Annotated in this window: 22 protein-coding genes; 9 read left to right on the forward strand and 13 right to left on the reverse strand. The window is 69.6% G+C overall.

Annotated elements, in window-relative coordinates:
• Positions 1 to 446 (reverse strand): universal stress protein (locus tag VF697_RS09165; protein ID WP_331093339.1); only part of this gene is annotated, 446 nt, incomplete at its 3' end.
• A gap of 252 nt (positions 447 to 698) precedes the next feature.
• On the opposite strand from VF697_RS09165, the gene VF697_RS09170 reads away from it, so the two are divergent.
• Positions 699 to 1148: a thioredoxin family protein gene (locus VF697_RS09170; protein ID WP_331093341.1), complete on the forward strand. Its 450-nt coding sequence runs from the start codon at positions 699 to 701 to the stop codon at positions 1146 to 1148.
• 12 nt (positions 1149 to 1160) lie between these two features.
• Here the strand turns inward: VF697_RS09170 and VF697_RS09175 are convergent, their stop codons facing one another.
• Entirely contained in the window at positions 1161 to 2279 is a 1119-nt protein-coding gene (locus VF697_RS09175) for an isoaspartyl peptidase/L-asparaginase (RefSeq protein ID WP_331093343.1), read from the reverse strand.
• Positions 2280 to 2403: 124 nt separating this feature from the next.
• A complete protein-coding gene (locus VF697_RS09180; RefSeq protein ID WP_331093345.1) occupies positions 2404 to 2970 on the reverse strand; it encodes a Uma2 family endonuclease in 567 nt (188 codons plus the stop codon).
• 434 nt (positions 2971 to 3404) lie between these two features.
• Between VF697_RS09180 and VF697_RS09185 the strand changes: the two genes are divergently transcribed.
• Both VF697_RS09185 and VF697_RS09190 read left to right on the forward strand, forming a co-directional pair.
• Positions 3405 to 3827 (forward strand): universal stress protein, encoded by a 423-nt coding sequence (locus tag VF697_RS09185; RefSeq protein ID WP_331093347.1) that lies wholly within the window; start codon positions 3405 to 3407, stop codon positions 3825 to 3827.
• Positions 3828 to 3847: 20 nt separating this feature from the next.
• Complete coding sequence (locus VF697_RS09190; RefSeq protein WP_331093349.1) at positions 3848 to 4354, forward strand: universal stress protein; 507 nt, start codon at positions 3848 to 3850, stop codon at positions 4352 to 4354.
• A gap of 114 nt (positions 4355 to 4468) precedes the next feature.
• Here VF697_RS09190 and VF697_RS09195 read toward each other — a convergent pair whose 3' ends face one another.
• The 5 genes from VF697_RS09195 to VF697_RS09215 form a co-directional block, all read right to left on the reverse strand.
• Positions 4469 to 5092, reverse strand: coding sequence for a hypothetical protein (locus tag VF697_RS09195; RefSeq protein WP_331093351.1), 624 nt, complete (start codon positions 5090 to 5092; stop codon positions 4469 to 4471).
• 11 nt (positions 5093 to 5103) lie between these two features.
• Positions 5104 to 6513 carry a hypothetical protein gene (locus VF697_RS09200; protein ID WP_331093353.1) on the reverse strand — a complete coding sequence of 470 codons (1410 nt, stop codon included), beginning with the start codon at positions 6511 to 6513 and terminating at the stop codon, positions 5104 to 5106.
• 239 nt (positions 6514 to 6752) lie between these two features.
• Entirely contained in the window at positions 6753 to 8210 is a 1458-nt protein-coding gene (locus VF697_RS09205; RefSeq protein ID WP_331093355.1) for a HAMP domain-containing sensor histidine kinase, read from the reverse strand.
• Between the two features lie 235 nt (positions 8211 to 8445).
• Positions 8446 to 9258 (reverse strand): hypothetical protein, encoded by an 813-nt coding sequence (locus VF697_RS09210; RefSeq protein WP_331093357.1) that lies wholly within the window; start codon positions 9256 to 9258, stop codon positions 8446 to 8448.
• 40 nt (positions 9259 to 9298) lie between these two features.
• A complete protein-coding gene (locus VF697_RS09215; protein ID WP_331093359.1) occupies positions 9299 to 10369 on the reverse strand; it encodes a nicotinamidase in 1071 nt (356 codons plus the stop codon).
• Between the two features lie 260 nt (positions 10370 to 10629).
• Between VF697_RS09215 and VF697_RS09220 the strand changes: the two genes are divergently transcribed.
• Together VF697_RS09220 and VF697_RS09225 are read left to right on the forward strand one after the other, a co-directional pair.
• Positions 10630 to 11988 carry a hypothetical protein gene (locus VF697_RS09220; protein WP_331093360.1) on the forward strand — a complete coding sequence of 453 codons (1359 nt, stop codon included), beginning with the start codon at positions 10630 to 10632 and terminating at the stop codon, positions 11986 to 11988.
• Positions 11919 to 14441, forward strand: a complete 2523-nt coding sequence (locus VF697_RS09225) for a tetratricopeptide repeat protein (protein ID WP_331093362.1) — start codon at positions 11919 to 11921, stop codon at positions 14439 to 14441. The genes VF697_RS09220 and VF697_RS09225 overlap by 70 nt, the downstream gene beginning before the upstream one ends.
• Before the next feature lie 105 nt (positions 14442 to 14546).
• Here the strand turns inward: VF697_RS09225 and VF697_RS09230 are convergent, their stop codons facing one another.
• From VF697_RS09230 to VF697_RS09245, 4 genes are all read right to left on the reverse strand, one after another.
• Positions 14547 to 16415, reverse strand: a complete 1869-nt coding sequence (locus VF697_RS09230; RefSeq protein ID WP_331093364.1) for a hypothetical protein — start codon at positions 16413 to 16415, stop codon at positions 14547 to 14549.
• Positions 16416 to 16419: 4 nt separating this feature from the next.
• Positions 16420 to 17226 (reverse strand): protein phosphatase 2C domain-containing protein, encoded by an 807-nt coding sequence (locus tag VF697_RS09235; protein WP_331093367.1) that lies wholly within the window; start codon positions 17224 to 17226, stop codon positions 16420 to 16422.
• A 119-nt stretch (positions 17227 to 17345) separates the two neighbouring features.
• On the reverse strand, positions 17346 to 18035 hold the full coding sequence (locus VF697_RS09240; RefSeq protein WP_331093368.1) for an NUDIX hydrolase: 690 nt from the start codon (positions 18033 to 18035) through the stop codon (positions 17346 to 17348).
• Positions 18036 to 18156: 121 nt separating this feature from the next.
• Positions 18157 to 19164, reverse strand: a complete 1008-nt coding sequence (locus VF697_RS09245) for a diacylglycerol/lipid kinase family protein (protein ID WP_331093370.1) — start codon at positions 19162 to 19164, stop codon at positions 18157 to 18159.
• Positions 19165 to 19667: 503 nt separating this feature from the next.
• On the opposite strand from VF697_RS09245, the gene VF697_RS09250 reads away from it, so the two are divergent.
• The 3 genes from VF697_RS09250 to VF697_RS09260 all read left to right on the forward strand — a co-directional run bounded on the left by VF697_RS09250 (position 19668) and on the right by VF697_RS09260 (position 23183).
• Positions 19668 to 21173, forward strand: coding sequence for a PEGA domain-containing protein (locus tag VF697_RS09250; protein WP_331093372.1), 1506 nt, complete (start codon positions 19668 to 19670; stop codon positions 21171 to 21173).
• Between the two features lie 25 nt (positions 21174 to 21198).
• Entirely contained in the window at positions 21199 to 22608 is a 1410-nt protein-coding gene (locus tag VF697_RS09255) for an IgA Peptidase M64 (RefSeq protein WP_331093374.1), read from the forward strand.
• Between the two features lie 116 nt (positions 22609 to 22724).
• Positions 22725 to 23183 carry a DUF2267 domain-containing protein gene (locus tag VF697_RS09260; protein ID WP_331093376.1) on the forward strand — a complete coding sequence of 153 codons (459 nt, stop codon included), beginning with the start codon at positions 22725 to 22727 and terminating at the stop codon, positions 23181 to 23183.
• A 63-nt stretch (positions 23184 to 23246) separates the two neighbouring features.
• Here VF697_RS09260 and VF697_RS09265 read toward each other — a convergent pair whose 3' ends face one another.
• Entirely contained in the window at positions 23247 to 24038 is a 792-nt protein-coding gene (locus VF697_RS09265; protein ID WP_331093378.1) for an SIMPL domain-containing protein, read from the reverse strand.
• Between the two features lie 323 nt (positions 24039 to 24361).
• Between VF697_RS09265 and VF697_RS09270 the strand changes: the two genes are divergently transcribed.
• Positions 24362 to 25191 (forward strand): PDR/VanB family oxidoreductase (locus tag VF697_RS09270; RefSeq protein WP_331093380.1); only part of this gene is annotated, 830 nt, incomplete at its 3' end.

Below are 25191 nucleotides of genomic sequence, written 5' to 3' on the forward strand. Positions count from 1 at the left end.
CCCAGCATCACCTTCAGCGGGCGCGAGCCATTCGCCCACTGCGCGAAGGCCCCGTCCTCGCGCACCACCAGCAGCGGCACCGGCAGCGCCGTGGCCAGCCGATCCACCGTGCCGCCCAGCCCCAGGAAGGGCGAGCCGCTCGTGGGCCCCGCCGTCACCACCAGCGAGGCGCCCTTCTCCTCCACGAAGCGCGCCAGCTCCGCGGAGGGCTCGCCGGCCAGCAACTGGTGGCTCACCCGCGCCCCCAGCTTCTCCAGCCGCCGCACCTCGTCCACCAGCGCCGCGCTCGCTGTGTCCTTCAACGTCTGGCCAAAGGCCCGCGCCAGGTCCCCTGGCAGCACGTGGACCAGGAAGAGGGGCTCGTCCAGCCGGCGCGCGAGCTCCGCGGCGGCCGTGGCCGCTCGCTGTGCTGCGTCCGAGAAGTGGGTGGCACAAAGGATGGTCATGGCTGCTCCAGTACGAAGGCCCCCGGGGCCTTGGGATGGCGTTGCTTCACGTCCTGTGCCACCCACTCTAAGCCATTCGAAGGAAGTCTCCTCAGAGGTAACGCACGGCAGGTGCGAGCGGGCGGCGCAAAAGCCGCGTCCGGGCGGCGGGCCTCGGCAAAGCCTGCGTGCCCGTCCCCGGAGCACCCGAGCGGCGGGAGTCGGCACCGGTCCAGCATCCCTAACTTGAAGCGGAGAGGCCTGGAGGTTCCCATGTTCCGCTGCTCGTCCTGTGGTGCCTTCAATCGCGTGCGCGAGCCCCGTCCCCCCGGAGAGCCCACCTGCGGTCGCTGCCAACGGACGCTCGACCTGTCGGGTGCCCCCCAGGAGGTGGATGGAGAGGCGCTGTGGCGGGCAGTGCTGGCGTCACCCGTTCCCGTGCTGCTGGACCTGTGGGCCCCGTGGTGTGGCCCCTGCCGGGCCGCCGCCCCCATCCTCGCCGCAGTGGGCCGCGCCCAGGCGGGTCGTCTCCTCGTCCTCAAGCTGAATACGGAGGAGCAGCCCCAGGCGGCCAGTCAGCTCGGCGTGCGAGGCATTCCCACCTTCGTCGTCTTCTCCGGCGGCCGGGAGGTGGCGCGCCGCAGCGGGTTGATGCCACAGCCGGAGCTGGAGCGTTGGGCCCTCTCGGCGTCGCAGGGCGGAGGGCCGTGGGCCTCGGCGTGAGGCCCCTGAGCGTCACTGCTCCTTGAAGATGGCGACGGAGGGCATGCCATCCTGCCCCATGTAGCCGCGGTACATGCCCGACGAGTTGAAGGGCATGGCCACGTTGCCCTGCGCGTCCATGGCGATGACACCGCCCTCGCCGCCCGCCTTCACGAGCGTGTCCATCACCACCGAGTGGGCGGCCTCGGGCAGCGGCAGGTCCAGGTACTCCAGGCGCGAGCAGATGTCGCGGGCCACGGTGTAGCGGATGAAGTACTCGCCATGGCCGGTGGCGGAGACGGCGCAGCGCTCGTTGGCGTAGGTGCCGGCGCCGATGACGGGGACATCGCCCACGCGGCCGAAACGCTTGTTCGTCATGCCTCCCGTGGAGGTGCCCGCGGCGAGGTTGCCGGACTGGTCGAGCGCCACCGCGCCCACGGTGCCGAACTTGTGCTCACGGCCCGCGGGGTGCTCCCAGAAAGTGGAAGGCCCCTGGGGCTGCCCCTGCTCGGGCGGCGTCTGCTGCTGCTGCTTCTCCGCCTCCAGGGCGCGCTGCAACGACTGCCAGCGCTCCTCGGTGTGGAAGTAGCTCTCGGGGACGAGCTCCACGCCCTGCTGCCTGGCGAACTCCTCGGCGCCCGCGCCAATCATCATCACGTGCGGCGACTTCTCCATCACGGCCCGCGCGAGGGCGATGGGGTTCTTCACGTGGCGCAGGCCCGCCACCGAGCCGGCCTCGCGGGTGCGCCCGTTCATGATGGCGGCGTCCAGCTCGTTCTTCCCATCGTGGGTGAAGACGGCGCCCTTGCCGGCGTTGAAGAGGGGCGAGTCCTCCATGACGCGGACGGCGGCGGTGACGGCATCCAGGCTGGTGCCGCCTTGGGCGAGGATGGTGTGGCCAGCCTGGAGGGCCTCGGTGAGGACAGCGCGGACGGCGGCCTCGCGCTCGGGGGTGAGGGACTCGCGCTTGATGACGCCCGCACCGCCGTGGATGACGATGCCCCAACGGGGGGCCGGCTTGGAGACGTCGTCGGAGGAGCTCATGCGCTGATCTTCTTCACGCCGGGTGGTGAGGGCAGTGGAGCACCCGAGCGGCAGGAGCAGGGCCGCCAGGGCGGCGGCGGAGAGGGCGCGACGGAGCGGGAAGGACATGCGGGGAATCTCCGGGAGCTGTGGCTGGAGTGCGGGTCTACTCCAACTCGCCCGGTGGCTGATGGGCCTTCCCGCCCCACCGTCCACTATCCCGAGGCACTCGCGGCCTACATCGCCCCAGGTGTTACGGAGAGGGCAACCAGAGCGCCTCGAGTTCCAGCTCCACGGCCTCGAAGGGCTCCGCCCGGATGCCCTGGTCTCCGCCGTGATTGCCGACGAGTACCCAGCGGTCCTCCTCGCGACGGAAGATCTCGAGCGTCCGGGACACCGGATCGATGAGCCAGACGTGGCCCACCCGCTCGCGCATGTACACGGGCATCTTCCGCACCCGATCGAGCACCGCGGTCGACGGGGAGAGCACCTCACAGACCCAGTCTGGCGGAAGCGTGAAGAAGGACGCATCGGGGTACACCGGCATCCGCGTGTGCTTCCATCCGGCCAGATCCGGGACGAGGACGTCCTTGCCGAAGTGGAGCTCCGGCTCGTCGATGATCCACCAACCCCCCGGGCCCCCCCGACCTCGCTGGAAGGGCCCGGACAGCTCGCCACCCAGCGCCGAGCTGGCGAAAGCGTGACGGCTGGCGGGCCGGGGCGAAGCGGTGAGCTCGCCGCCGATGAGCTCCCCCACCACCGTCTCCGGCAGGGCACGGAGATCCTCGTACGTCGCGGGCTTCTTGACCGTGGTCGTCATGCGTTCCGCGGGGAGCAGACCACGACCCCGCCAGCCTGGGGAAGCATCCTCTTGGGACATGATGGGTTCCATGACCTTTGAAGTAACATAGTCATCAGGGGAACCTCCAGGGTAATCCGCATCCGAGTAACTCATGAAGTCACCCCGTCTGAGCGCTCGTCCTCAGCGCCTCCCCGCCCGTCCTCCCTCCAAAGTCACGACCCCTCCCATGTGAGCCTGGGCCCACACCTCCGACCTCCCCTCCCCACGAGCCGCTGCGGGCTGGGCGCGGGGTGTGCATTTTTGAAGGGAAGGTGGGGGCTGGAGGCGGCGCGAACCGCTTCGGGCGCAACGCTTGCGCCCCAGGCGCGCAGCCGTTGCACGCCAGCCCGTCCGTACTCGGGTCCCTCCCTCGGAGCGGGGTTGGCACGGGATATGGAATGGGAGTGGGTGTCATGGCTCGCATCCTCATCGCCGTCGATGGCTCGCCCCCGTCCCAGCGGGCACTGGAGTTTGGTGCCTCCCTGGCGGCGAAGCTGGGCGAGGGCGTCGTACTGCTCCACGTCCGGCCCCAGGCGGCGCCCGAAGCAGGCGGCGGCCCGGGGACGCGCTCCGAACCGCGAGCCTCCCACCCCGGCGAGCTCACCCCTCTGCTGGAGGCCCTGGCGGACAAGGCCCGCTCGCACGGCGTGGCGGTGGAGACGGAGCTGAGGGTGGGAGACCCGGCCCTCGCCATCCACGACCGCGCGCAACTGGCGGACGTGCGGATGGTGGTGATGGGGAGCCGAGGCCAGGGCACGGTGGCGCGACTGCTGCTGGGCAGCGTGGCCACCCAGGTGGTGCACACGTCGAGCAGACCCGTGGTGGTGGTGCGGTGAGCGGGCCTGGAGGAAGCGCGATGCGGCGGATACTCGTGGCGGTGGACAGCAGCCCGGTGGCGCGCGAGGCGGCGCGGGTGGGACTGGAGTTGGCCGAGGGCGTGGGCGCGCAGGTGACACTGGTGCACGTGCTGCCCACCACGGTGGCCGAGGGCGAGACGGCCGACTTCGCCGCCTTCGAGCGCGCCTGCGAGGACTACGCGGCCGGGCTGCTGGCGGAGCTGCGTCATCTCACCGGCCGGAGCGGACCGGCCACGGACCTGGCCGTGCTCCACGGCGAGCCGGTGGAAGCCATCTGCCAGGCGGCCGCGGCGGCGGAGGTGGACCTGGTCATCGTGGGCACCCGGTCCCGGGGGACGCTCGCGCGCACCCTGCTGGGCAGCGTGGCGGACACGCTGCTGAAGCGCTGCCCCAAGCCGCTGATGGTGGTTCCCGAGGCGCCCAAGCAGGTGCGGGCCCGCGAGGAGGCCTCGGAGGAGGCGCTCGCCGCGGCACTCGGCCCGTCGGCCCAGGGCGTCCCGGGATGAATGGACCGCCTCCGACCACCGCCCGGAAGGAGGCCCCAAGACATCCCGCCGAATGCCCCCGAGGGCTGGAGCTGTCCAAGCTGCGCCCGTGCCCGCGCGGAGCCCGAACGCCCCTCAGTGGACGATGAAGTCGAACCGCTCGATTGCCGCCTTGAGCGCCTCCTCGGTCGTTCCCGAGCGCTTCGCTTCGGCGGGCGCGTAGAAGGACCACGCCACCGTGGTGGGCAGGTCCTTGTACGGGCCCTCCAGGGTGACCGGACGGAAGCGCCCCGGCCACTCGACGCTGGTGAGCTCACGGCCTCTGCTGATGGGGTCGAGGATGGTGAAGCAAGGCCAACCCGGCAGGCGCAAGGTCCGGGGGTCACAGCTCTGGAAGCGGCAGAGATCCAAACGCGCCTCCGAGAAGTCGCAGTCCACCACCTCGCCGTGCTCCCACCATTTTCCGTGATCGGGCCACGCACCGAAGTCGCAGCCATACATGCGACCCTTGAATCGGCAGCCCTTCAGTGAGGCACCCGTCCAAGAGAACCCCTTCAACTCCTGCTTCACCTCGATCTCACAGTCGATGAAGTTGGTTGACCGGATGAAGAGCCGGCTGGTGGGCACGCGCACCAGGACCATGCATCGCCGCAGCGTCAGCTTCGGCCCGAGATAGATGATGCGATTCGTCTCTGCCTTCAGCTCCAGCCGCTCGTCCTGCAGTTCCTGGTCCTCGTAGAGGATGTTGCCGAGCCACATCTCCGCGCCCCTCAGAAGAAGATCATCCGGAAGAGTTCACCGAACATCCGCCGGCCATGCACACCGAAGTTCTCCGCCGTCCCGGAGAGCACCTCGTATTGATGCCCCCCCGGTCTCGGATCCCTCACATCTACCCCCCTTTGGTTCCAGATCAGGTGCGGAAACTCGTCCTTCAGTTCTCGGTGCACCCAACGCCCGCGGGCCAGTCCCTCCAGATGGGCAGCACTGCGGTAGTTCCCCGCCTCGCGCGCCTTCTGGATGACTCTCACCTCCTCCGGTCTGAGTTGGTGGGGGCCCCACTGCCGTGCTATCCGATTGGCCGCCGCCTGTAGTTCGTCCCCCAGTGTGTCCTCGGCAGGAAGGTCGTTGAGCCCCTTCCCACGCGGCAGGTGCCACCGTTGGCCGTTGCCGAGGATGACCTGCTGGTTGCCGCCCCGATGCCGGATGGCGATGGTCCCCGAGTGCCCTTGAGAAGCCACCGCCGCGCTGTTCTGGCTGAGCATCGCCCCGGCGATGGGACCCTCGGGTGACGTGAGGATCGCGAGCGCGCGGTCCGAGGCAGTCACCGTCTCCACCGCCACCACCTGCTCCACAGCCTCCGTCACGGGCATCCGGAAGCCCTGGGCCGCCCACTGCGCCTGTGCCGGGCCGTACCTGGGGAGTGAACGGAGCCGCGCCGCCACGTCTCCAAGCGTGCGTCCACTCAACGTGGCCACGGCCAGGATCATCGCCCGGGCCGCGTCCGCCCCCATCACCCTCCCGAATTCCTCGCCGGCCTCGCGTAGCTCGGCGAACGTGGTGGCCTCGTGCGCCCGGTGCGCCATGAGCGCCCAGCCATCCACCAGACCCCACACCGCATCCACCCCCAGCCACGCCACCAGCAGCACCGACAGCGCGGCGGCCACCGCCTTCGTGCTGGGTTCTGGCACCAGCCAGAGGGCCAGATACAGCCCGGCGGCCCACACCCATGACGAGAGCACCGCCTGCGGACTCAACTCCCTCCCCAGTGCTTCCCGCGTCTCGTCCAGCACGGTGCCGAAGGCCAGGGCGAGCGTCAGCGTGCGCCGATCATCCGTGCGCAGGTAAGGCCCGTCATCGAAGAGCCCCAGGCAATCGCCGCCACCGCGCCCCTCGCACCAACCGAGGTACCTGGCCCGCAGCGCTGCCTCCGCCTCGGGGACGAGAGGGCCATTGTCGTCCAGGGGTACCAGGCTGAGGACGCGGCCGCGGTACACTTCGGCGAGCAGCTCCTCCTCCGGCATGGCCTGGAGCAGCCGCCGCGCGGACTCCTGGGGTGTCCCCTCCACCCGCAGACGGTTACCGAGTTGCTGCACCGCGCGCTGAAACTCCGGCCTCGTGACGGCCACCACCCGGGTGGAGACGTCGCCCGGCGCGAGCACATCCACTGCGACGACGAGCACGGGCGCACGTTGGGAGGCCGCCAGGCGGGCTGCCTGCGTCTTGGACGCCAGTGGCTGCTGACCGCTCATATGAGCGCGCGTGGCACACGCGGCATGGAGGAAGAGAACCATCAGCGCCAAGGCGCCTGACGAGGCCCACCGCGATGAGCCCCGCTCCGCAGAACCGCGACTCTTCTTCATCATGAGAGGCACCTTTCCCCCATTGCACCCCCCTCAGAGGATGACCCCTCGCGACCCACTCAGTGCAGGAGGCCCGCGCCCTCGGGCTGGGCCCCCGAGGGGTGCGCCGCCGCGTGGGACAGGGGCAGCCGCACCCGGAAGGTGGAGCCCACACCGGGGCGGCTGTCCACCTCGATGCGGCCCCCATGCGCCTCGACGATGCGCCGGGCCACGGACAGGCCGAGCCCCACGCCCGGAGCCTTCTCGCGGGCCCGTCCCGAGCGCCGGAAGGGCATGAAGAGGTTGCGCATCTCCTCGGTCGAGATGCCGATGCCCCGGTCCACCACGGACAGCACCGCCTCCTCGCCCTCGCGGCCCACCACCACATCCACGCGGCTGCCCGTGGGCGAGTACTTCAGCGCGTTGCTCACGAGGTTGTGCAGCACCTGCTCCACGCGCGTGGCGTCGCAGCTCAGCAGGACGGGCTCCTCGGGCAGGTCCAGCCGCAGGTCATGCGAGGAGCCTCCCGCCTGGTACAGCTCCGCCACCTCGCGGGCCAGGTCGCGCGCGTCCCGCTCCTCCAACTGGAGCTCGAAGCGGCCAGCCTCGATGCGGGTGGAGTCGAGCAGGTCCCCCACCATCCGGTCCAACCGCGACACCTGGCGGCGCACGAGGGCCATCGTCTTCTGCATGCGCTCCTCGGGAATGGGGCGGCCGGAGGTGACGAGGGCGGCGGACATCTTCAGGGCGGACAGGGGGTTGCGCAGGTCATGCGCCACCCCGGCGAGGAAGGTGAGCTGGTCCTCCTGCTGACGCCCCAGGGAGTTGGCCATCTCGTTGAAGGTGCGGGCCATCTCGCGCAGCTCCGTGGGGCCCTCCTCGGGAGCGCGGGTGCGCTTGCGGCCACTGCCAAAGCGGCGCATGGACTGGCTGATGTGGAGCAGGGGGCGGAAGACGGAGCGGCGCATCCACAGCAGCAGCCCCGTCCCGCCCATCACCAGCAGGGCGGCCACGCCGATGCCAATGACGTCGGCGAGGTAGTCCAGACGGGAGGCCTGCGCCTGGGCGGCCTGGGCCTCGTGGACGTTGAGGGCGACCAGCTGATCCAGCGGAGCGAGCGCGGTCTCCAGCCGGGCGTTCAGCTCGGGAACTCCCCGCTCGGGAGGCAGGCCCAGCGTCTGGGTCCGGGCGACCCGGTAGGCGGAGCTGGCCCGCTCGACCTCGGCGAGCAGCGTCCGCTCCCGCTCCGTCTGCGCGGTGCGCACGGCCTCGGCGAGGTGCGCTTGCAAGTTGGACTCGGCCCGGGCGAGCGAGTGGACGGACTCCTCGCGGAGGGCCATGTACGGGTTGGACAGCCGATGCAGCTCGAGCAGATCCACCTTGAGATCCTCGGCCAGGTGGACGCCTCTCGACGCGGCCCCGAGGCTATCGGTGGTGCGGTGCAGGTAGCTCGTCAGGACGACGAGCGAGGCCGCTGCCACGAGGGAGAGCATTCCCAGCACCACCACGGCCGTGGTGATGACCCGCTTGAGGCTCATGGCGCCTCCGGGCGGAAGGGACACAGACGGTGCGGAGCGCGGCGGGGGCAGCAGGGGTCCACGCGAGTCCTCCCGGAGTCGAGGGCGCGGAACTCCGCGCCGTACCTTCCCAACAGGAAGATGTGTCCGGAAAGAGCCACTCCGCGTGGCCCGGTCGGAGAGCATCCGAGGAGGCGGGAGTGGAGGGAGGAGCCGCCCCCCACTCCCGCAGTTGCCCGGGTGCCGGGCTCACGGGCTAGGCGCCAAAGCCCCCGAGGGCGGTGCGGCTGAAGCTGGCGGCCCCCTGGCTGACGCGGACGGCGGACTGGCTGAAGACCTGGAAGGCCTTGCGGATGTCCTGGGCGCTCTGGCCGGGGGTGAGGATCCACTTGTCCTCGATGCCCATCTCGCGGAACACCTGACGGAAATGGGTGCTGCCGTCGTCGATGCCCATGGCGGCGACGATGTGGTTCTCCGCGCGGCGCAGGTCATTCACGAGCGAGGCGACGTCCCGGGCGCGGGCGTTCTGCGAGTGGCAGTCGGCCCCATCAGTGATGAGGAGGGTGACGGTGCGGGCGGAGACGCCGTTGCGGGTGAACTCCTGGGCCTTGGCGAGCACGGTGCCGAGCAGGACGACGGCCTGGTCATAGAGGGGCGTGCCCTTGTCCGGGTCGTAGTTCTTGCCGTGCATGCGGACGACGTCCTCGAGGGGCCGGAAGGGATTGAGGACGAAGCCGTTGAGGTAGCGGGTGTGGAAGAGGATGCCGTCCTTCTGCTGGCTGGAGAGCAGGGCGTCGAGGACGAGGTTGTGGCCATCGCAGACGGTGCGGGCGTGCCCGGCGTGCTGGATGGAGCCGGAGTCATCGGGCATGACGGTGACGAGGACGACCTCGCTGGCCTGGACGTCATCGACGCTGATGCCGAGGCCGGCCTGAATCTGCGCCCCGAGGTCCACGACGGTGAGGGCCTGGAGGGCCTGGGGGCTGAGGACGCCCTCGGAGTGAGCGGCCTGGAAGAGCTGGGAGACGTTGGCGCTGCTGCCGTTGCCATTGCTGGACTGGGAGCTCATCTGAGACTCCTTTCAAGAAGAGAGAGGTGGGTAACGTCCGTTACGCGATGCGCAGGTCGGGCCAGGCGGCGAGCGGGTCGGTGGACTTCACCAGGTGCATGCCGGCATCGGCGAAGCGCTTGAGCGCGGACTCGGCCTGCGGGGTGAAGTCGGCGGCGAACCCGCCCTTGCCATCGGGGACGGTGACGGCCGACATGCAGTCGGTGAGCAGGTACACCTTGCGAGCGAGCGCGGCGTCCTGGGCCACGATCTCTCCGAGCAGGTCATCAATGGAGCTCTTCACGCAGTGGCTGGCGGCCTGACCGGCGATGACGACGGCATCGGCGGTGAGGAGCGTCTTGAGGAACTGGGTATTGCGCTGGGCGAGCGGCTGGCCGTCGTGGCGCGAGAGGACCTCCGGGCGCAGGACGGAGTAGTTCTCGGTGAGGGGGTTGCCACCCTTGACCTCGGCCCAGGACTGGGCGCCGCGGGCGAACGAGTGGAAGAGGCGGGCCTCCTGCACGACTCCGGCGATGGCGTGCCCGTCGCCGCCGAGGAGGCAATGCGGGGGCCACAGGTAGAGCGTGTACTTGCCGGCGCGCTCGAGCTCCTCGCAGTAGTACTTCACCTGCTTGAGGAGCCAGGGGTAGTTGCCGCCGCAGAGCCACTTGGCGACAGCGGGGTTGGGGCGCACCTGGCCGCGTTCAATCTGCTCGCGGGTGATTTCGCGGTAGGCGGTGAGGGGCTGGTCGTTCTGGTCGACCCAGAAGGACGGGAAGAAGATCTGGTAGGCGAAGTGGGTATCGAGCGTGGTGGTGACGTTGGTGAGGGCGCCGAGGTTCTTGTAGATGAACTCGGCGATGCGGCGGCTGTCGTCGATGGCGCCGCGGCCGCTGCGGCCGGCGACGTAGAGCGAGCCCTCGGGGAAGCAGAAGTCCTTCTGGACGTCGATGAGCAGCAGGTGGAGGTTGAAGGAGTCGGTGGCGGCGGCGGAGACGCCGTGGGCGCCGCGCCAGGACTGGGCCTCGGCCTGGAGCGCCAGGGCGTTGGGGCCGTAGCCGTACGCGGCGGCGTTGGTGGGCTTGTAGAACGACGGAAGCGGCAGCTCCTTCAGGTTCGACGTGGCCTTCATGATGCGTCCCTCCGGGGTAAAGCGGGGGTCGGCGCCTTGTGCGTCCACCCTTCGTGTCTCAACAACACCAACATAGTGTCCAAACAACACCATGTCAACTCAAGTGGGCCCGATTTGGAGGGGGCTCGGGGTACGACGAAGTGTCAGGTCATGCGCAGGGCAGTGACGTCCTGGCGGCGGCTTGAGACGGATGGTTGAACGGCTGGCGGCCAGCCACGAACAAACTCCCACCAGTGGGGGGCTGGTGGTAGGTTGCCCACATGTCCCGTCGTGAGCTGTGGCAGGAGCTGTATCAGCGATTCGATCCGGAGCGCCCCGCCGATAGCCGGTGGCGTGCCGACCGACCGCACAGCCCGGCCCGGCGCATCATCGAGTCGCTGGACATGCCTTTTGGCGACCCACGCATCCTGCTGACAGGGACCGTCGGGACGGGAAAGACGACGGAGCTGATGCGCGTGGCGGAGGCGCGCAAGGACAGGGAAGTGGTGGTCTTCCTCGACCTGGCCCGGCACTTCTCCGAGGTCGTCCGAGATCCCGCGGCACTCGACCGCATCAGCTCCTGGGAGGTCTGCTTCCTCGCGGGCTTGGCGCTGATCGCCACTGCTCAACAGAGGCTCGGGTACGATTTTCCCGCTCACTACATTGAGGAGCTCAAGACGGCGTGGAACGCGCTCGCTCGCGCGACGGATACTCCGCCAGCCCAGCTCGACATCGGAGCGCTCGCCAAGGCGACCCTGGGCGTGATGGCCTCAACGGCTCCCGTCCTCGCCGAAGGAGCAACCGGCACGGGGCTCGCCACGGGATTCGCGTTCAGCGGGGCCATCGCGGGAGCCGTGAGCAAGTGGATGGCGCCCCTGGGCCTCAGCAAGCAATTCCTGCCGGATCAGAACAGCCACGTGCAGACGTTGCTCGCTTGCGTCAACGTGCTCGTCGGCCAGATTCAGCATGAGCACCGCCGGGTGCTCTTCGTCATCGACGGCCTCGACCGCATCCGCAACATCGAGCGGGCCAAGGAGCTGTTCGTCGACTCTCAGCTCATCGCGCAGCTCGCGTGTCCGGTCGTCGTCTGCGCGCCGTTCGCCCTCCGGCACCATCCCTCGACGGCGGCCGTGCGCGGCTTCGAGCCGCTCGCGTTGGTGAACGAACCCGTGCTGCTCCACGGAGATCCGACCCGCCATGGCGAGGGAGTGCGCTTCTTTTGCGAACTCTTCGAGCGACGTACCGCTGACCTGGGCGCGGAGAACCTCATTGCCCGCCCGCTCCTCGAGGAGCTGGCCTACCGCTCGGGTGGCCGTGCCCGCGACTTCGTGAGGTTCATCCGGGAACTCTCCAAGGAGTCATGGCTGGCGGATGCGCCGGTTGCTACAGAAGAGTTCGTCCAGAAGGTTCTGGACCATCAACGTCGACTTCGAGAGACCGGACTGAACAAAGGGCACATCGAGCTGCTCGAAGCGATCGCGAACGACCCGGAGCACCGGCTGCCAGCCAACCCGCTCGCGCAGGAGCTGCTCAGCTACCAGACTCTGTTGCCCTACCCCAACGAGTCCGAATGGTACTACCCCCACCCGCTCCTCACGATGCACCTCGTCCGGCCGAAGCAGCCTGGCTCGACTCCCTGAAGCTCGCGCTGGGGCTGTCGCGCTCGGGGCTGCTGCTCCTGGTGGACCACGCGCGTCCCGCACTGCTGGGTGAGTTGGTTCGCGCGCTGCTGCCGGAGCACCCGGGGCTGGAGGTGCATACCGAAGTTCAGCGGGTGCTCGATGTGCCCCATGGGTCCACGCTGGTGCTCGTACCGCGAGCTGAGGACTCCGACTGGCTCAACATCAACCGGCCAGTCTTCGCTCAACGCGAGCTGCGGGTGGTGCTCTTCTGTGACACCGAGACGACCATCGCGCTCGCGCGGCAGGCAGTCGATTTCTTCGATTGGATCTCCCATCGGGTGGAGTGCCCGAACCGACCGCCCTCGTTCGCGGTCGCGGGTATCCGCTGTGCGCTCGCGGCCCGAGCTCCCGGAATCGTGTGGAGGGGCGGAGATCTGGAGGCGGCATTCACCGCTGCGCGCCCACGCGGCAAACTCCACAAGGTCAGTGCCTCGCGTCCCTATTCGGAGATGCTCGCGGAGGTGCAACAGCATCGCGGGGCATGGCTCGCATGGACAGACATCGACAGCCAGTTCCGGCTGCGGCGCGTCCGGTGGGCTCTCGCGGAGGCGGGACACCGGACACGCGCCATCCTGGTCGAACCGACTGTCAGTTCACCAGGCTGGTGGCCGGTACATGCACGCCTCCAGGATGTGAGGGAAGCACGAGGACTTTTGGAGAAGGCGGGAGCCTCCCATCCGGGACGTGTTGCAGCACTCAACGAGCTTGAGCCAGAAGCCATCACGCTGATGCAGTCGCTCCTGGAGGACGGCCTCGACGACCCTACTCTCGATGCCACGCTCATGATCGTGAACTCGCTTGAAGGAGCGACAAGTCCGTTTCTAGAAGCAACCAGCCGGCAATTCGCCCGAGGCTTCATGCGAGGCGAAGCACCTCCTCCGATCACACGGGCTTTCAAGCCGGAATACATCCGCCACCTCTGCCGCAAGGAACTCTCCGGCATCACCAATCGGTTGGAACGAAGCGAGCAAGTGGGGTCCAAGGACCTTGCGAGTTGGACGGCCTGGGTGGGTACTCTTCCTTCTTCCCTGCGCCCGACGCCTCTCAACCTTGATCTGGCCACGCATAGCCCGGAGTACGCCATCGAGTTGCTGCTCCGAAGCCGCGCCCCGGAAGCGCATTCATGGAACGCACAGGCAATCTTGGCGCTCTCGACGCTCGATCAAGATGTTGCCACTATCTGGGCTCAGCGGATGATGTCGAGCACGAGCCCCTACGACCGCCTCCTGCTCGCCACCGTGCAAAGCATGCAGGGCCGCCATGACGAAGCGGAGTCGCTCGTCAGGGATCTGCTGCCAAATGGGGAGCACACGACCGAGCAGGATCGCTTCCTCCAAGAGGTGCTCCCACTTCATCTGGCCTCTGCACTCCAAGGGCAGCGCAGACACCAGGATGCAGAAGCACTCCTCCGGCAGGCCCTCTCTTCTTCGGAACACTCGGCGGAACCCGAGGCGCCAATCCTCCATGAAGCCTTGACCCACGAGCTGGCCACGAGCCTCAGAGAGCAAGGCAGATACCAAGAGGCCGAGTCACTGTTACAACAGGCCCTCTCCTCCTCAAAAAATGCCCAGGGGCTGGCCCTCATCTACCGAGGTTTGCAACTCACCGAGCTGGCCTCCGTCCTCAGGGCGCAGGGGAACTACGCCGAGGCGGAAGCCCAACAGCGACAAGCCCTTTCCACGATAGAACTCACCATGGGGAGCGGGCACCCCTTTTATGGGTCGTCACTCTATAGATTGGCCGTCCTCCTCCGGTTGCAGGGAAAGAACGCAGAGGCTGAACCCCTGCTGCGACAATCCCTCTCCACATTGGAACAAGAGCTGGGAGCCGGACATCCCTCCTTTGTAGGCCCGTTGCACGCACTGGCCTTAGCGCTCGGCACCCAAGGGAAATACGATGAGGCGGAGGCTACGGAGCGACAGGCGCTCGCCCTCATTGAACGGACGCTGGGAAGCGAGCATTTTTCTTATGGTATGTCGCTCCACGGTTTGGCCACCCTCCTCCAGGCCCAGGGCAGATACGCCGAGGCGGAGAGCACCTCCCGACAGGCGCTCGCCATCACGGAACGTGCCCTGTCGCCCACCGCCTCCGAACTTTTCCCGCTCCTCAAGACGCTGGGCACTGTCCTCACACAACAGGGTAATCCCGAGGCGGGCGAGCCATTCGTCGCCCGTGCGGTGGATATCGCACGAGGAGCCTACGGGCCGAACCATCCGGAAACCGCCAAGGCCATGAACCTGCTGGCGCAACTCCAAGCCCTATCAGGCAATGGCGAGGCACCGGAAACAGCGCGCAGAGCGCTGGATGCACTCACCCACGCGTTGGGCTCCGTCCATCCCATCACCCAGCGAGCCATGCCAGTGCTCCAAACCATCATCTCCGCCGATCCTCGTACGCACGAGGAGGATTGAACGCTAAGAGACCCTAACAAAACCGCCTCGGCCTCTACTGATCCCGCCAGAAGCCGGGGCGCTATGCCGGTTTTGTTAGGGTCTCTAAGGCTCCGTTCTCGGAACTCACGTCATGCGCAGGGCGGTGACGTCCTGGCGGCGCACCACGGTGAGCCCGTGGCGGGTGAGGAAGAGGCGGCTGTCAGCGTCGACGAAGGGCTCGGTGTCGGGGAACTCGCGGACGACGGCGAGCTGCCCCTGGCGCAGCTCCACCCGGACGAGTCCCGCGTCCGTGGCGGCGAAGAGCGCCTCCCCCGCGGCGCACTTGCCCCTCAGCGAGCCGAGCCACGAGCCGTCCCCGGCCTCCGTCTTCGCACTGGCCTTCACCGCGCCATCCGCGCCCACCACCACGCAGTGGTGCACCGTGCGACCCCCCGTCTCCTCGGCGAGGAAGAGCCAGCAGTTCGGCCCGTCGAACACGGCCTCCGCGTCCACCAGCCGGCCCGAGGGCCATGGCAGCGCCAGTCCATCCTTGAGGCCCGGACGCTCGGCGTCGAAGACGAAGGCCCCGCGCAGCGAGCCCGCGCGGTGGAAGCCGAGTCCGAAGCGCGGCCCCACGAAGAGGCGCGTCTGTCCGGCGAGCACCTCGCCCAGGCGCTCGGGGCCGAGGGTGCCGTCCCGCCACAGGGCACCGGCATGGGCCCAGTAGCGGTGGCGCGCGTTGGCGGCGAAGGCGGGGCGCTGGTCGGGCGCGTCCACGCCCAGGCACTCGGGACGCTGGCCCGAGGCGAGCACGGCATACTCCCCGCCCTTCCCCACCAGGGTGACGGCGCCCTGGAGGTCCCAGTGCAGCGCGGGGTCCAGCGCGCCCTCGAGCACGGCCGCGCCATCCTCGCGCCGGTACGCCCCGTCCGCGTGGAAGAGCCAGCACAGGGTGCCGTCCTCGACGCGGGCGTGGAGGAGGACGCCCTCGGTGGTGAAGAGGCGGGTGGCCACCACCTGGCCGCGCACGGTGGTGACGGGCGTGGTGGTCATCGTCGCGCTGGGGCGGCAGGTGGGGCACGAGGCCCGCCCATGCTCCACGCCACACGAGGGGCACACGGAGAAGCGCAGCGAGTCCAGCAACGGCAGCGGGAAGCCGCCCCGGGCGTCCTCGACGAATACCCGGTGCAGGCAGTGCAGCAGGTCATCCGGCAGCACGCCGAAGGGCGTGGCGGGCTTGGGGTACTGGACGTCCGGGTGGAAGACGGTGAGGCGCTGGAGGACGCGAGCGGTGGGCGTGGCCTTGGGCGAGGGAGCCTTGGGACGGTGGATGCCGCCATAGGGCCCCACGCACAGCAGGCTCTGCATCAGCGCGACGGCGAAGGCATACCAGTCGCTGTCCTGGGAGGCCGGGCGCGAGGGCATGAGGCCCTGGCTCGCTCCGCCCAGGCGCAGCGGGTCGAGGAACTTCTCGGTGAAGACGCTGGCGAGGTAGGGCCCGAACTGGAAGCTGTCCGCGTCGATGAGCCAGGCGTCGTTGCCGGTGACGAGGATGTTCAGGTCATTGAAGTCGCCCACCACCACCCCGCAGCCGTGCAGCGCGGAGAGCGTGCGGTGCAGGCCCCGGAAGAGCTCGGCGACGCGGGAGGACGGCACGCCGGCACGGCGGAAGGCGGGCTCGCCAAAGCGGCGCAGGGGCTCGGCGCCCTCGAGCTTGCGCATGGCGTAGCCGAGCACCGTCTTGCCCTTCTTGTCGGTGGCGAGCGTCTGGGGTGAGACGACACGCGCGGGCAGCGTCGTCGGGAAGGCGGGCAGCTTGTGCTGGTGCTCGGCGATGCGGGCGCGGGCCGCGGCCTGCTCGTCGGGAAGGTTGCCGTAGTCGGGGTGCTCGGGAGGCTTGAAGAGCTTGAGGACGCGCCCGTCCCCGAGGTCGAAGACGTCGGCCTCGCCCCCCTTGCCGAGCGCCTGGGTAGGGTCCAACCGGCGCTTCTTTCCTTCGAGGTAGACCTCCATGGCCTCAGGCCCTCCCCTGCTGGCGGCGCAGGACGACGAGGGTGGTGTCGTCGGTGAGCAGCCCGGGCACGCGCTCGAGGCGCCGGGCCAGGAAGTCGGCGCGGACGGCCTCGCGGTTGAGGAGCGAGAGGCGGCGGCGCAGCGCGTCCGGGTTGCGGAAGTAGCGGTCGTCGGACCAGAACTGGGAGAGCGGGCCCACGGGCTCCTCGCGCTCGGGGACGCGGGCCTCGGCGAGCCCCGCGAGATCCGCGGCCCCATCCGTGCCGAGCAGCAGCGAGTCCACCTCGGCGGTGCGCCGCAGGGCGTTGGCCTTCAGGGAGACGGCGCCCGGCTCGAGCAGCCCATAGGACAGGTAGGGCGGCGCGTTCCCAGGGAAGGGCCCGAGCCGCTGGACATCGCCATTGAGGGCCCACAGCCCGTCCCCCGCGGAGAAGACGAGGCAGTGCTCCGGGGTGATGACGGCGCCGACGATGGTGAAGAGGAGCGCCTCGCCGATGGCCCGCTCGCCCAGCTCCCCGGAGATGGCCTGCAGGAAGCAGAGCACGTCCGCGCCCAGGCGCTGGAGGAACCCGGGCGAGTCGACGGGCACCTGTTGGCCCAAGAGCGAGAGCGCGCCCTCCACGACGCGCCGGGCCCCGAGCTGCGCCCCCAGCTCGCTCTGGGCCCCACTGCCGCACCCGTCCGTGACGACGGCGGCGAGGCCGTGCTCGGTGGCACGGGCCCAGAAGGCATCCTGGTTGTTGCGTCCGGCGCGGGCGTGCTCCCGGCCCTGGACGGTGGCGGCGGCGAGCTCGAAGGGCAGCGAGGACATGGCTCTCCTCTTCAGGTGGCCCTGCATACTTCGTGTCTACAGGACACAGACTTAGTGTACAAACAACACAAAGTCAAGCCAGACGCCGGGCCCTGCCCCGCCGACCGTCGGGTCGGGGACTACAGCTCGAAGTTGAAGCCGGCCTTCTCGAGCTGCTTGTACTTCTTGTGGTCGAACCGGTAGAGGCGCGCGGCGCGGTGGGAGACGTCCTGCTCCACCTCGTCCAGCTCCTCGAGCAGGTCCATGGCGAGGATCTTCTTGCGGAAGTTCCGCTTGTCGAGCTCGCGCTCGAGGATCTTCTCGTAGAGGCGCTGGAGCTGGGTGAGGGTGAATTTGGGCGGGAGCAGCTCGAAGCCGAGGGGCTGGTAGCGCACCTTGCCCTTGAGCCGCTGGAGCGCGGTGCCGAGGACCTCCGCGTGGTCGAAGGCCAGCTTGGGGGTGTCCCAGACGGAGAACCAGGCGGCCTCCTTCGCATCCGTGGCGGCCTGGACGCGGTGGTCCGTCAGCTTCACCAGGGCGAAGTAGGCCACGGTGACGACGCGGCCGCGTGGATCCCTGTCCGGGGCGCCGAAGGTGTAGAGCTGCTCCAGGAGGTTGGGGCGAACACCCGCCTCCTCCTGGAGCTCGCGGCGCGCGGCGTCCTCCAGGGACTCGTCCATGCGCACGAAGCCGCCGGGCAGGGCCCACCGCCCCTGGAAGGGCTCCAGGCCGCGCTTGATGAGCAGCACCTTCAGGTCCTCGTCATCCAGGCCGAAGACAACACAATCGACCGTCAACGCGGGACGCGGGTACTCGTAGGTGTAGCTCACGGGGGGCCCTTTCTTGGTCTCGGGTGCCCCCCGTAGTGTCCACCCCACACGAAGTCAAGCGCTCGTCACGTCCACCCCGTGCGCGGACCGCCGGAGCGCCCCGCCCGCCGAGGCTCACGCCTCACGCGAAGATGCGCCCGAGCTGCCGCCAGTCCACGAGCTGCACGGACTCCTGGGCGAGGTCGAACTCCACGGAGCGTCGCATGCCCATGCTGTCGCCGGCGAACTGGAAGGGCACCTCGCGGTCGAAGTCCATGCGCACGCGCTCGACGAAGAAGTCGTGCATCTTCGGCAGCGGGTGCTCGCCACGCCACAGCTTGAACATGTTGCGCGTGGCCTCCACCACGCCGGCCCCGTAGACGCGCACCGAGAGCCGGCCGGGCACCGCCTGGGCGAAGGGGAAGGCCTTGAAGCCGAAGCCCCACTCGGTCGTGGTGGCCGCTCCGGCGACTCCGGCGGGGCCGTCATAGAGGAGCGCGCCGGTGCCCCCGTTCGGCACGGGCAGCAGCGAGCCGCGCGAGTCGATGGTCAGCGCCTGCCCTCCGAGGTTGTACACCTTCACCCGAGGGTTGCCGGGGCCGAAGAGGTGCCGGGGGATGGCGCCAGTGAACAGGGCGCCCATGTACCCGCGCAGGCCGCCGTTCGCCTCGCGCAGGGGGCCGGGCGGGAAGCGGGAGATGTAGTTCTTGAAGTCTTGAATCGTCTCCGCGTCCCAGCCGGTGCCGGCGAAGGGGGCCACCCGGCCCTCCACGCGCACGAGCGAGAAGGGACGCAGGGGGGGCAGGCGCTCGCCACAGGCGGCGATCTGCCGCAGGGCCTCCGAGGGCTTCGGCGCCCCGGTGACGCGCGCCCAGGCATTTCCCGTGCCCAGCGGCAGCACGCCGATGGCGGGCAGGGCCAGCCCCTGCTCGCGCAGCTCGTTGAGCAGCCCGGTGATGGTACCGTCCCCTCCGCCGGCCAGCAGCAGCGTGGGGGGATTGGGCCGGAGCTGCTCGGAGATCCAGGTCCGCGCCTCCTCCAGGGAGCGGGTGAGGGCCAGACGGGCCCGGGGGAAGAAGCGTTGCACCAGGCCGCCGACCTTCTCGGAGCCACGGCGTGCACGTAGGTTGACCATCACGGCGATGTTCATGGCGGTTGCACTCTCCACGAGCCATGTCACGGCTTTGTCATGGCGCCGGCCCTGGGCGTCACGTTCCGGTGGAGGACACATGAGGTGTCTCCCCCGCACCGACCCAGCACGAGCGCCCCGCGCGTGTCCCAGGCTGTGGCTTACCCCCGTCCGGCGCAAGTCGCGGATCGCACTTCTCGTTGGCCAAGATGAGGATGACGCACGGCGGCGCACGGACGGCCCGAGCAGGTCCCTCCCTGGGCGGGCGGGTGGCCCGAGCGCCCGAGGCCAGGGACGGGGGGTCCAGCATTGGGACGGAGGGGCACGAGCCAAGAAGGTGGTGACGGTGCGGCGGGAGCGGAAGGCACCGTGAGGGGTAGGGAGCGGAGCACCCGCCCAAAGTCTTGAAAACAGGCCCCTTTTCACGCCCGGGGCCAGGTTGTGGGCAGGGCGTGGCGGCTGGTATCTCCGGAGGCGTACGCCCGGTCACCGACGGAACGGGCCATGCAATCCAGGCCCCCATCATGAACCTCTCCCAACTCTTCTCTTCTCTCGTGGTGGTGTCCGCCCTGGCGCTGGCGAGCGCGGCGGGAGCGGCTCCGCGCCGCGTGGTGGTCGCCAGCGGTGACTGCAAGGACGCCGAGCTCAGCGCCCAGACCAAGGCCTTCTACGGCGCGCTGGTGGGCCGCCCGGGGGAGAACATCCTCACCGCGGCGGACTTCTCCGAGCGGCTCTTCCCGCAGCCCTCCGGCAGCTTCGAGGACATCCAGCGGCAGCTCGAGGCCGCGCAGAGCCAGTTCTACGAGGCGCGCTACACCAAGGCCGCGCAGGCCCTCGACGAGGTGCTGCGGCAGGTGGCGCGCCTGCCGGTGGGCGAGGCCCGCTGGAAGCTGTACGTGGACACCCAGCTGCTCCAGGCCCTCAACCACCGCGCCCTCAACAAGGTGAAGGAGAGCGACGACGCCTTCCGCAACGTGCTGCGGCTGGAGGCGCAGTACAAGCTCGACCCCGACCTCTTCACGCCCTCCACGCGCCAGGCCTTCGAGAAGCTGCGCAAGGAGCTGGCCCGCGCCCGGAAGGTGAAGCTCTCGGTGAAGTCCACCCTGCCCGCCTCCGACGTCTTCCTCGATGGCCGGAGCATGGGGCAGACCCCGCTCGTGCTGGAGGTGCCCGCCGGCACCTATGAGCTCACCCTCAAGAACGGGGACGCCGTCAGCTTCCCCCGTCAGCTCCCGGTGCAGGGCGAGGAGACGCCGGTGCTCGTGGACCTCGCCTACGAGGGCGCCATCGTGGCCACGCCCTTCCCCTGCCTCGCCTCCAGCGTGGACGGCGACAGGGAGCTCTCCCACGCCGTGCGCCTGGGCGGCACCCTGGGCGTGGAGGAGGTCATCGTCGTGAAGCTGGAGCGGACGAGCAGCGGGCCGAAGTGGCTCGCCGCCACCGTGCTCAACGTGGAGGGCGGCCAGAAGCTGCGCCAGGGCGGTTTCAAGACCCAGGGCCTCGACGCCCCCACCGAGTCCCTCACCGCGCTCGTCGACTTCGTCACCACCGGCAAGACCCAGCCCAGCCTCGTGGTCCTCAATGCCAACACCGCGGCCCCCTGGGACAAGCCCTCCGCCGCGAGCGCCTCGCCCGGCACGGACGGCATGAAGGCCCCTTCGGAGGTGGCCGCGCAGTCCGGCGCCGTCCGTCCCCTGCGCGCCGTCTCCTATGGGGTGCTGGGCGTGGGCTTGGCCGCCGCCGCGGGGGCGGGGGTGGTTCGGCTCGCCGCGCAGGCGGACTACAACGAGCTGTGGAAGAACCACATCAACAGCAACAACAAGATCAACGCCGATGACACCGAGGGCAGGGCGCTGCTGGGCAAGCTCGCGCAGAAGAGCAAGCTCCTGACGGGCCTGCTCATCGGCTCGGGCGCGGCGCTCACCACCGGCACCGTGCTCTACTTCCTCTCGCCGACGCCCCCGCCCGTGTCGGTGGGCGTCAGCGCCGGGCCGGACGGGGCGGGCGCCTCGCTCTCGGGTACGTTCTGAGCGCGTCTCGGGTACGTTGCCGCCCATGAACGTACTCCTGGCCCTGCTGCTGGCCGCGAGCACCCAGAGTGCTCCGGCCCCCCGCACCTTCCGCGTCGACTACTTCCATACCGGCAACGCCACCGAGGAGCGCTTCAGCCTCGATCGGCTCGTGGTGGAGCCGCTGCCCTGGCCCGGGCACCCCGCCCGCGGCGTCGACGAGACGAACCTCGGCAAGTACCTCTTCGAGGTGCGGGACCGGGACACGAACCGCCTGCTGTACTCGCGCGGCTTCGCCTCCATCTACGGGGAGTGGGAGACGACGCCCGAGGCCCGTGAGGTGAACCGCACCTTCCACGAGTCGCTGCGCTTCCCCGCCCCCGAGAAGCCCGTCCAGGTGCTCCTCAAGAAGCGCGCCAGGGACAACTCCTTCCGCGAGGTGTGGAGCCTCCCGGTGGACCCGAAGGACATGTTCGTCGACCCGTCCTCCCCCGGCGCTCCCGGCCCGCTGCTCGAGCTGGTGAAGAGCGGCCCGTCGGCGGACAAGGTGGACTTCCTCATCCTCGGGGACGGCTACACCGAGCAGGAGCGCGCCAAGTTCGAGAAGGACGCGCGGCGGCTGGTGGACATCCTCTTCACCTTCTCGCCCTTCAAGGAGCGCAAGGCGGACTTCAACGTCTGGGGGCTGATGCCCGCCTCGGCGCAGTCCGGCATCTCGCGCCCCTCCACCGGCATCCACCGCCACTCGCCCGTGGGCTCCACCTATGATGCCTTCGGCAGCGAGCGCTACGTCCTCACCTTCGAGAACCGCCGCTTCCGCGACGTCGCCGCGTTCGCGCCCTACGAGTTCGTCGAGATCCTCGTCAACGGCAACACCTACGGCGGCGGTGGCATCTTCGGCCTCTACAGCACCGTGGCCGCCGACAGCCTCTGGTCCCCCTACGTCTTCGTCCACGAGTTCGGCCACCACTTCGCCGGGCTCGCCGACGAGTACTACACCTCGGAGTCGGCCTACGCCCCCGCCGAGGAGCGCGTGGAGCCGTGGGAGAAGAACGTCACCGCGCTCAAGGACCCCGCCCGGCTCAAGTGGAAGGACCTGGTGGCCGCCAGCACGCCCCTGCCCACGCCGTGGAAGAAGGACGACTACGAGGCCCACGCCCGCAAGGTGCAGGAGCAGCGCCGGAAGATTCGCGCCGAGCGCCGCCCCGAGTCCGAGATGGACGCGCTCTTCACCGCCCAGCGCGACTGGGAGGAGCCGTTCCTCGGCAAGCAGCCGTACTCGGGCAAGGTGGGGGCCTTCGAGGGTGCCATGTACGAGGCCCGTGGTTACTACCGGCCTCAGCTCGACTGCGTCATGTTCACCCGCGACCGCGTGCCCTTCTGCGCCGTGTGCCAGCGCTCCCTCGGTGAGGTCATCGACCTGTACACGGGCCAGGGCGCGACGCCGGCCCCCTGAGGACGGCCCCTCCAGTCCGGGAGCGGGGACCCGGGCCGCCAGGGCGTCCTTCCCTTGCCTGCTGCCGTCCCGTTGCGACGTCTCCAACCTGACAGGGAAAGGAGACGGACACACCCATGGCCATGATGCACAATCTGGAGACGGAGTCCTGGTCCGGTGAAGGCGTAGGAACGAGCGTCGAGTCGTTCCTCGCGCGAATCAACCGTGAGGTCCCTGAATATCCTCCCGCTGAGGCGGCGGACGCGGTGATGAGCGCGCTCTGCGAACGGCTCCCAGGAGGGCTCGTCCAGGAGATGAGGGAGCAGTTCCCCGAGGGTCTGCGGCAGCTCTTCCAGCACTGCTGGAAGGAGCGCAGCGCGCAGGCGCAGAAGTTCGACAAGGACGACTTCTACCTGGACGTCGCCGAGCGACTGCAGATCAACGCCGAGAGCGTCCGTCTCGTGCTCCACGTCGTCTTCGCCTCCATCCTCTCGCAGATCACCGAGAAGCTGGCGCACAAGATTGAACGCGAGATGCCTCCCAACATCTCCGGCACCTGGAACGCCTCGAGGCGGGCCGCGGACCTGCCTCGCTGAGACCGCATGGGGCCCCGGGGGTCATCAACCCCCGGGCCTCTTCGCTTCGAGCCCGAGCGCGTCCTACCGGCCCGGGGCCGCCGCGCCTGACTCGATGGCGAAGATGAGCGTCACCGTCGCCCGCACCGTCTGCTCCTCCGGCTGGATGGGCGTCGTCACGTCCGCCGCCGCCGCGCCGCTGGCCATCTCGAAGCGCGCCGCCAGGGGCATGGGGCGCTGCGGCTCCGTCACCGTGCTCGCGTCCAGCACCGGCCCCAGCTTCACCCCCAACGCCGTCGCCAGCACCTGCGCCGACTGCCTCGCCCGCTCCACCGCGTCGCGCAGCGCGTCCCCCTGCACCGTCTCCGGCTTGCTGAGCCCGAAGCGCACCGAGTCCACCCGGTTCGCCCCCGCCCCCAACGCCGTGTCCAGCAGCGCCCCCACCCGCGCCAGCTCGCGCACGTGCACCTCCACCAGGTTGCTCACCCGGTAGCCCCGCAGCTTCGGCACCTCGTCCACCCGCGTCTGCGGCGTGTACTCCGGGAACACCGCGTAGTTGCGCGTCTCGATCTCCTTGCGGGGAATGCCCGCCTGCACCAGCGCGGTGATGACCTTGTCCAGCTTGCGCGCGTTGTCCTCCGCCGCCGCCTTCGCCGTCGGCGCCAGCGTCTCCATCGCCAGGGTGATGAAGGCCTCGTCCGGCGCCACCTTCACCTCCCCCATCCCCTCCACCCGGAGGGTCCGCTGCGACGGAGCCACCTGCGGCGCGGGCAGGGGCGCGGGCACGGGCGTCGTCACCCGGGGTTGGGCCTCCACTCCCGGGGTCAGACCGCTCATCAGCAGGACGAGCAACGGGGCCATGCGCACAACGGACATCGCGGTGCCTCCTCGCGGGGTGGGCTCCTCCTCAAGGTGGGTCCCCGGGCGAGGAGCGGCACCACCCGGCGGGGGCCAGGTCGGACGAGGGCTCGGGAGACGGGTCCTCGATGAAGTCGCATTGGAAATTCACACCCACACCATCCCCTGGCACCCGATCGGCGACGAGGGCGGCACGGGCAGGCCGTCCGCTGTCCACCTTCCAGCGAACGAGGCCCCCCGCGGTACATTGCACCGACGCAGCGTGCTGCCCATCCTCCCCCCGGCCGAACCGGAGCACGAGAACCGACCCGGCGAGGTCCTGCCGTCAGAGGGGAGACACCGTGGCCACCGACACCCTGCGCCTGCGCGTGGAGCGCATCACTCCCGTAGCCGAGGACATCCTCTCCTACGAGTTCGTCTCCAATGATGGCGGCCCGCTGCCGCCCTTCGAGGCCGGCGCCCACCTGGACGTCCACGTCCCCGGGGGCTTCCTGCGGCAGTACTCGCTCTGCAATGACCCGGAGGAGACGCACCGCTACGTCATCGCCGTGCAGCGCGACTCGCGGGGACGCGGGGGCTCGCGCGCCATGCACGAGCTGGTCCACCCCGGCGCCGTGCTCACCACCAGCCCGCCGCGCAACGACTTCCCGCTGCTGCACGCGCGAGGCTACGTGCTGGTGGCCGGTGGCATCGGCATCACCCCGCTGCTGTCCATGGCCCGCATGCTCCAGCGCCAGGGCGCGAAGTGGCACCTGCACTACTGCACCCGCTCGCCCGAGCGCACCGCCTTCCGCGAGCTGCTCTCCTCACCGGAGTTCGCCGGGCACGTCACCTTCCACCATGACGGGGGAGAGCCGTCCCGAGGGGCCGACCTGAAGGCCCTGCTCGCCACGCGGGCCCCGGGCTTCCGCCTCTACTGCTGCGGCCCCGCCGGGCTGATGAAGGCCGTGCGCGACGCCACCGTCCACCACCAGTGGCCGCGCGAGAAGGTCCACTTCGAGGCCTTCACCGCCGAGGGCACCGGCGCCATCAGCGAGCGGGCGGACACCGAGTTCCAGGTCGTCGTCCGCAGCACGGGCTCCGCCTACCCCGTCCCACCGGGGCAGACCGTGCTCAACGTGCTGCGCACCCATGGGCTGAACGTCCCCAGCGACTGCGAGGCCGGAAGCTG

Source organism: Archangium sp., from assembly GCF_036388035.1.
Lineage (GTDB): Bacteria > Myxococcota > Myxococcia > Myxococcales > Myxococcaceae > Archangium.

What these genes read in the sequence shown, in the direction of transcription:
- VF697_RS09170 (WP_331093341.1), top strand. Translation starts at nt 699, where the DNA reads ATGTTCCGCTGCTCGTCCTGTGGTGCCTTCAATCGCGTGCGCGAGCCC.
- VF697_RS09175 (WP_331093343.1), bottom strand. Translation starts at nt 2,279, where the DNA reads ATGTCCTTCCCGCTCCGTCGCGCCCTCTCCGCCGCCGCCCTGGCGGCC.
- VF697_RS09180 (WP_331093345.1), bottom strand. Translation starts at nt 2,970, where the DNA reads ATGACGACCACGGTCAAGAAGCCCGCGACGTACGAGGATCTCCGTGCC.
- VF697_RS09185 (WP_331093347.1), top strand. Translation starts at nt 3,405, where the DNA reads ATGGCTCGCATCCTCATCGCCGTCGATGGCTCGCCCCCGTCCCAGCGG.
- VF697_RS09190 (WP_331093349.1), top strand. Translation starts at nt 3,848, where the DNA reads ATGCGGCGGATACTCGTGGCGGTGGACAGCAGCCCGGTGGCGCGCGAG.
- VF697_RS09195 (WP_331093351.1), bottom strand. Translation starts at nt 5,092, where the DNA reads ATGTGGCTCGGCAACATCCTCTACGAGGACCAGGAACTGCAGGACGAG.
- VF697_RS09205 (WP_331093355.1), bottom strand. Translation starts at nt 8,210, where the DNA reads ATGAGCCTCAAGCGGGTCATCACCACGGCCGTGGTGGTGCTGGGAATG.
- VF697_RS09210 (WP_331093357.1), bottom strand. Translation starts at nt 9,258, where the DNA reads ATGAGCTCCCAGTCCAGCAATGGCAACGGCAGCAGCGCCAACGTCTCC.
- VF697_RS09215 (WP_331093359.1), bottom strand. Translation starts at nt 10,369, where the DNA reads ATGAAGGCCACGTCGAACCTGAAGGAGCTGCCGCTTCCGTCGTTCTAC.
- VF697_RS09220 (WP_331093360.1), top strand. Translation starts at nt 10,630, where the DNA reads ATGTCCCGTCGTGAGCTGTGGCAGGAGCTGTATCAGCGATTCGATCCG.
- VF697_RS09225 (WP_331093362.1), top strand. Translation starts at nt 11,919, where the DNA reads ATGGTACTACCCCCACCCGCTCCTCACGATGCACCTCGTCCGGCCGAA.
- VF697_RS09230 (WP_331093364.1), bottom strand. Translation starts at nt 16,415, where the DNA reads ATGGAGGTCTACCTCGAAGGAAAGAAGCGCCGGTTGGACCCTACCCAG.
- VF697_RS09235 (WP_331093367.1), bottom strand. Translation starts at nt 17,226, where the DNA reads ATGTCCTCGCTGCCCTTCGAGCTCGCCGCCGCCACCGTCCAGGGCCGG.
- VF697_RS09245 (WP_331093370.1), bottom strand. Translation starts at nt 19,164, where the DNA reads ATGAACATCGCCGTGATGGTCAACCTACGTGCACGCCGTGGCTCCGAG.
- VF697_RS09250 (WP_331093372.1), top strand. Translation starts at nt 19,668, where the DNA reads ATGAACCTCTCCCAACTCTTCTCTTCTCTCGTGGTGGTGTCCGCCCTG.
- VF697_RS09255 (WP_331093374.1), top strand. Translation starts at nt 21,199, where the DNA reads ATGAACGTACTCCTGGCCCTGCTGCTGGCCGCGAGCACCCAGAGTGCT.
- VF697_RS09260 (WP_331093376.1), top strand. Translation starts at nt 22,725, where the DNA reads ATGGCCATGATGCACAATCTGGAGACGGAGTCCTGGTCCGGTGAAGGC.
- VF697_RS09265 (WP_331093378.1), bottom strand. Translation starts at nt 24,038, where the DNA reads ATGTCCGTTGTGCGCATGGCCCCGTTGCTCGTCCTGCTGATGAGCGGT.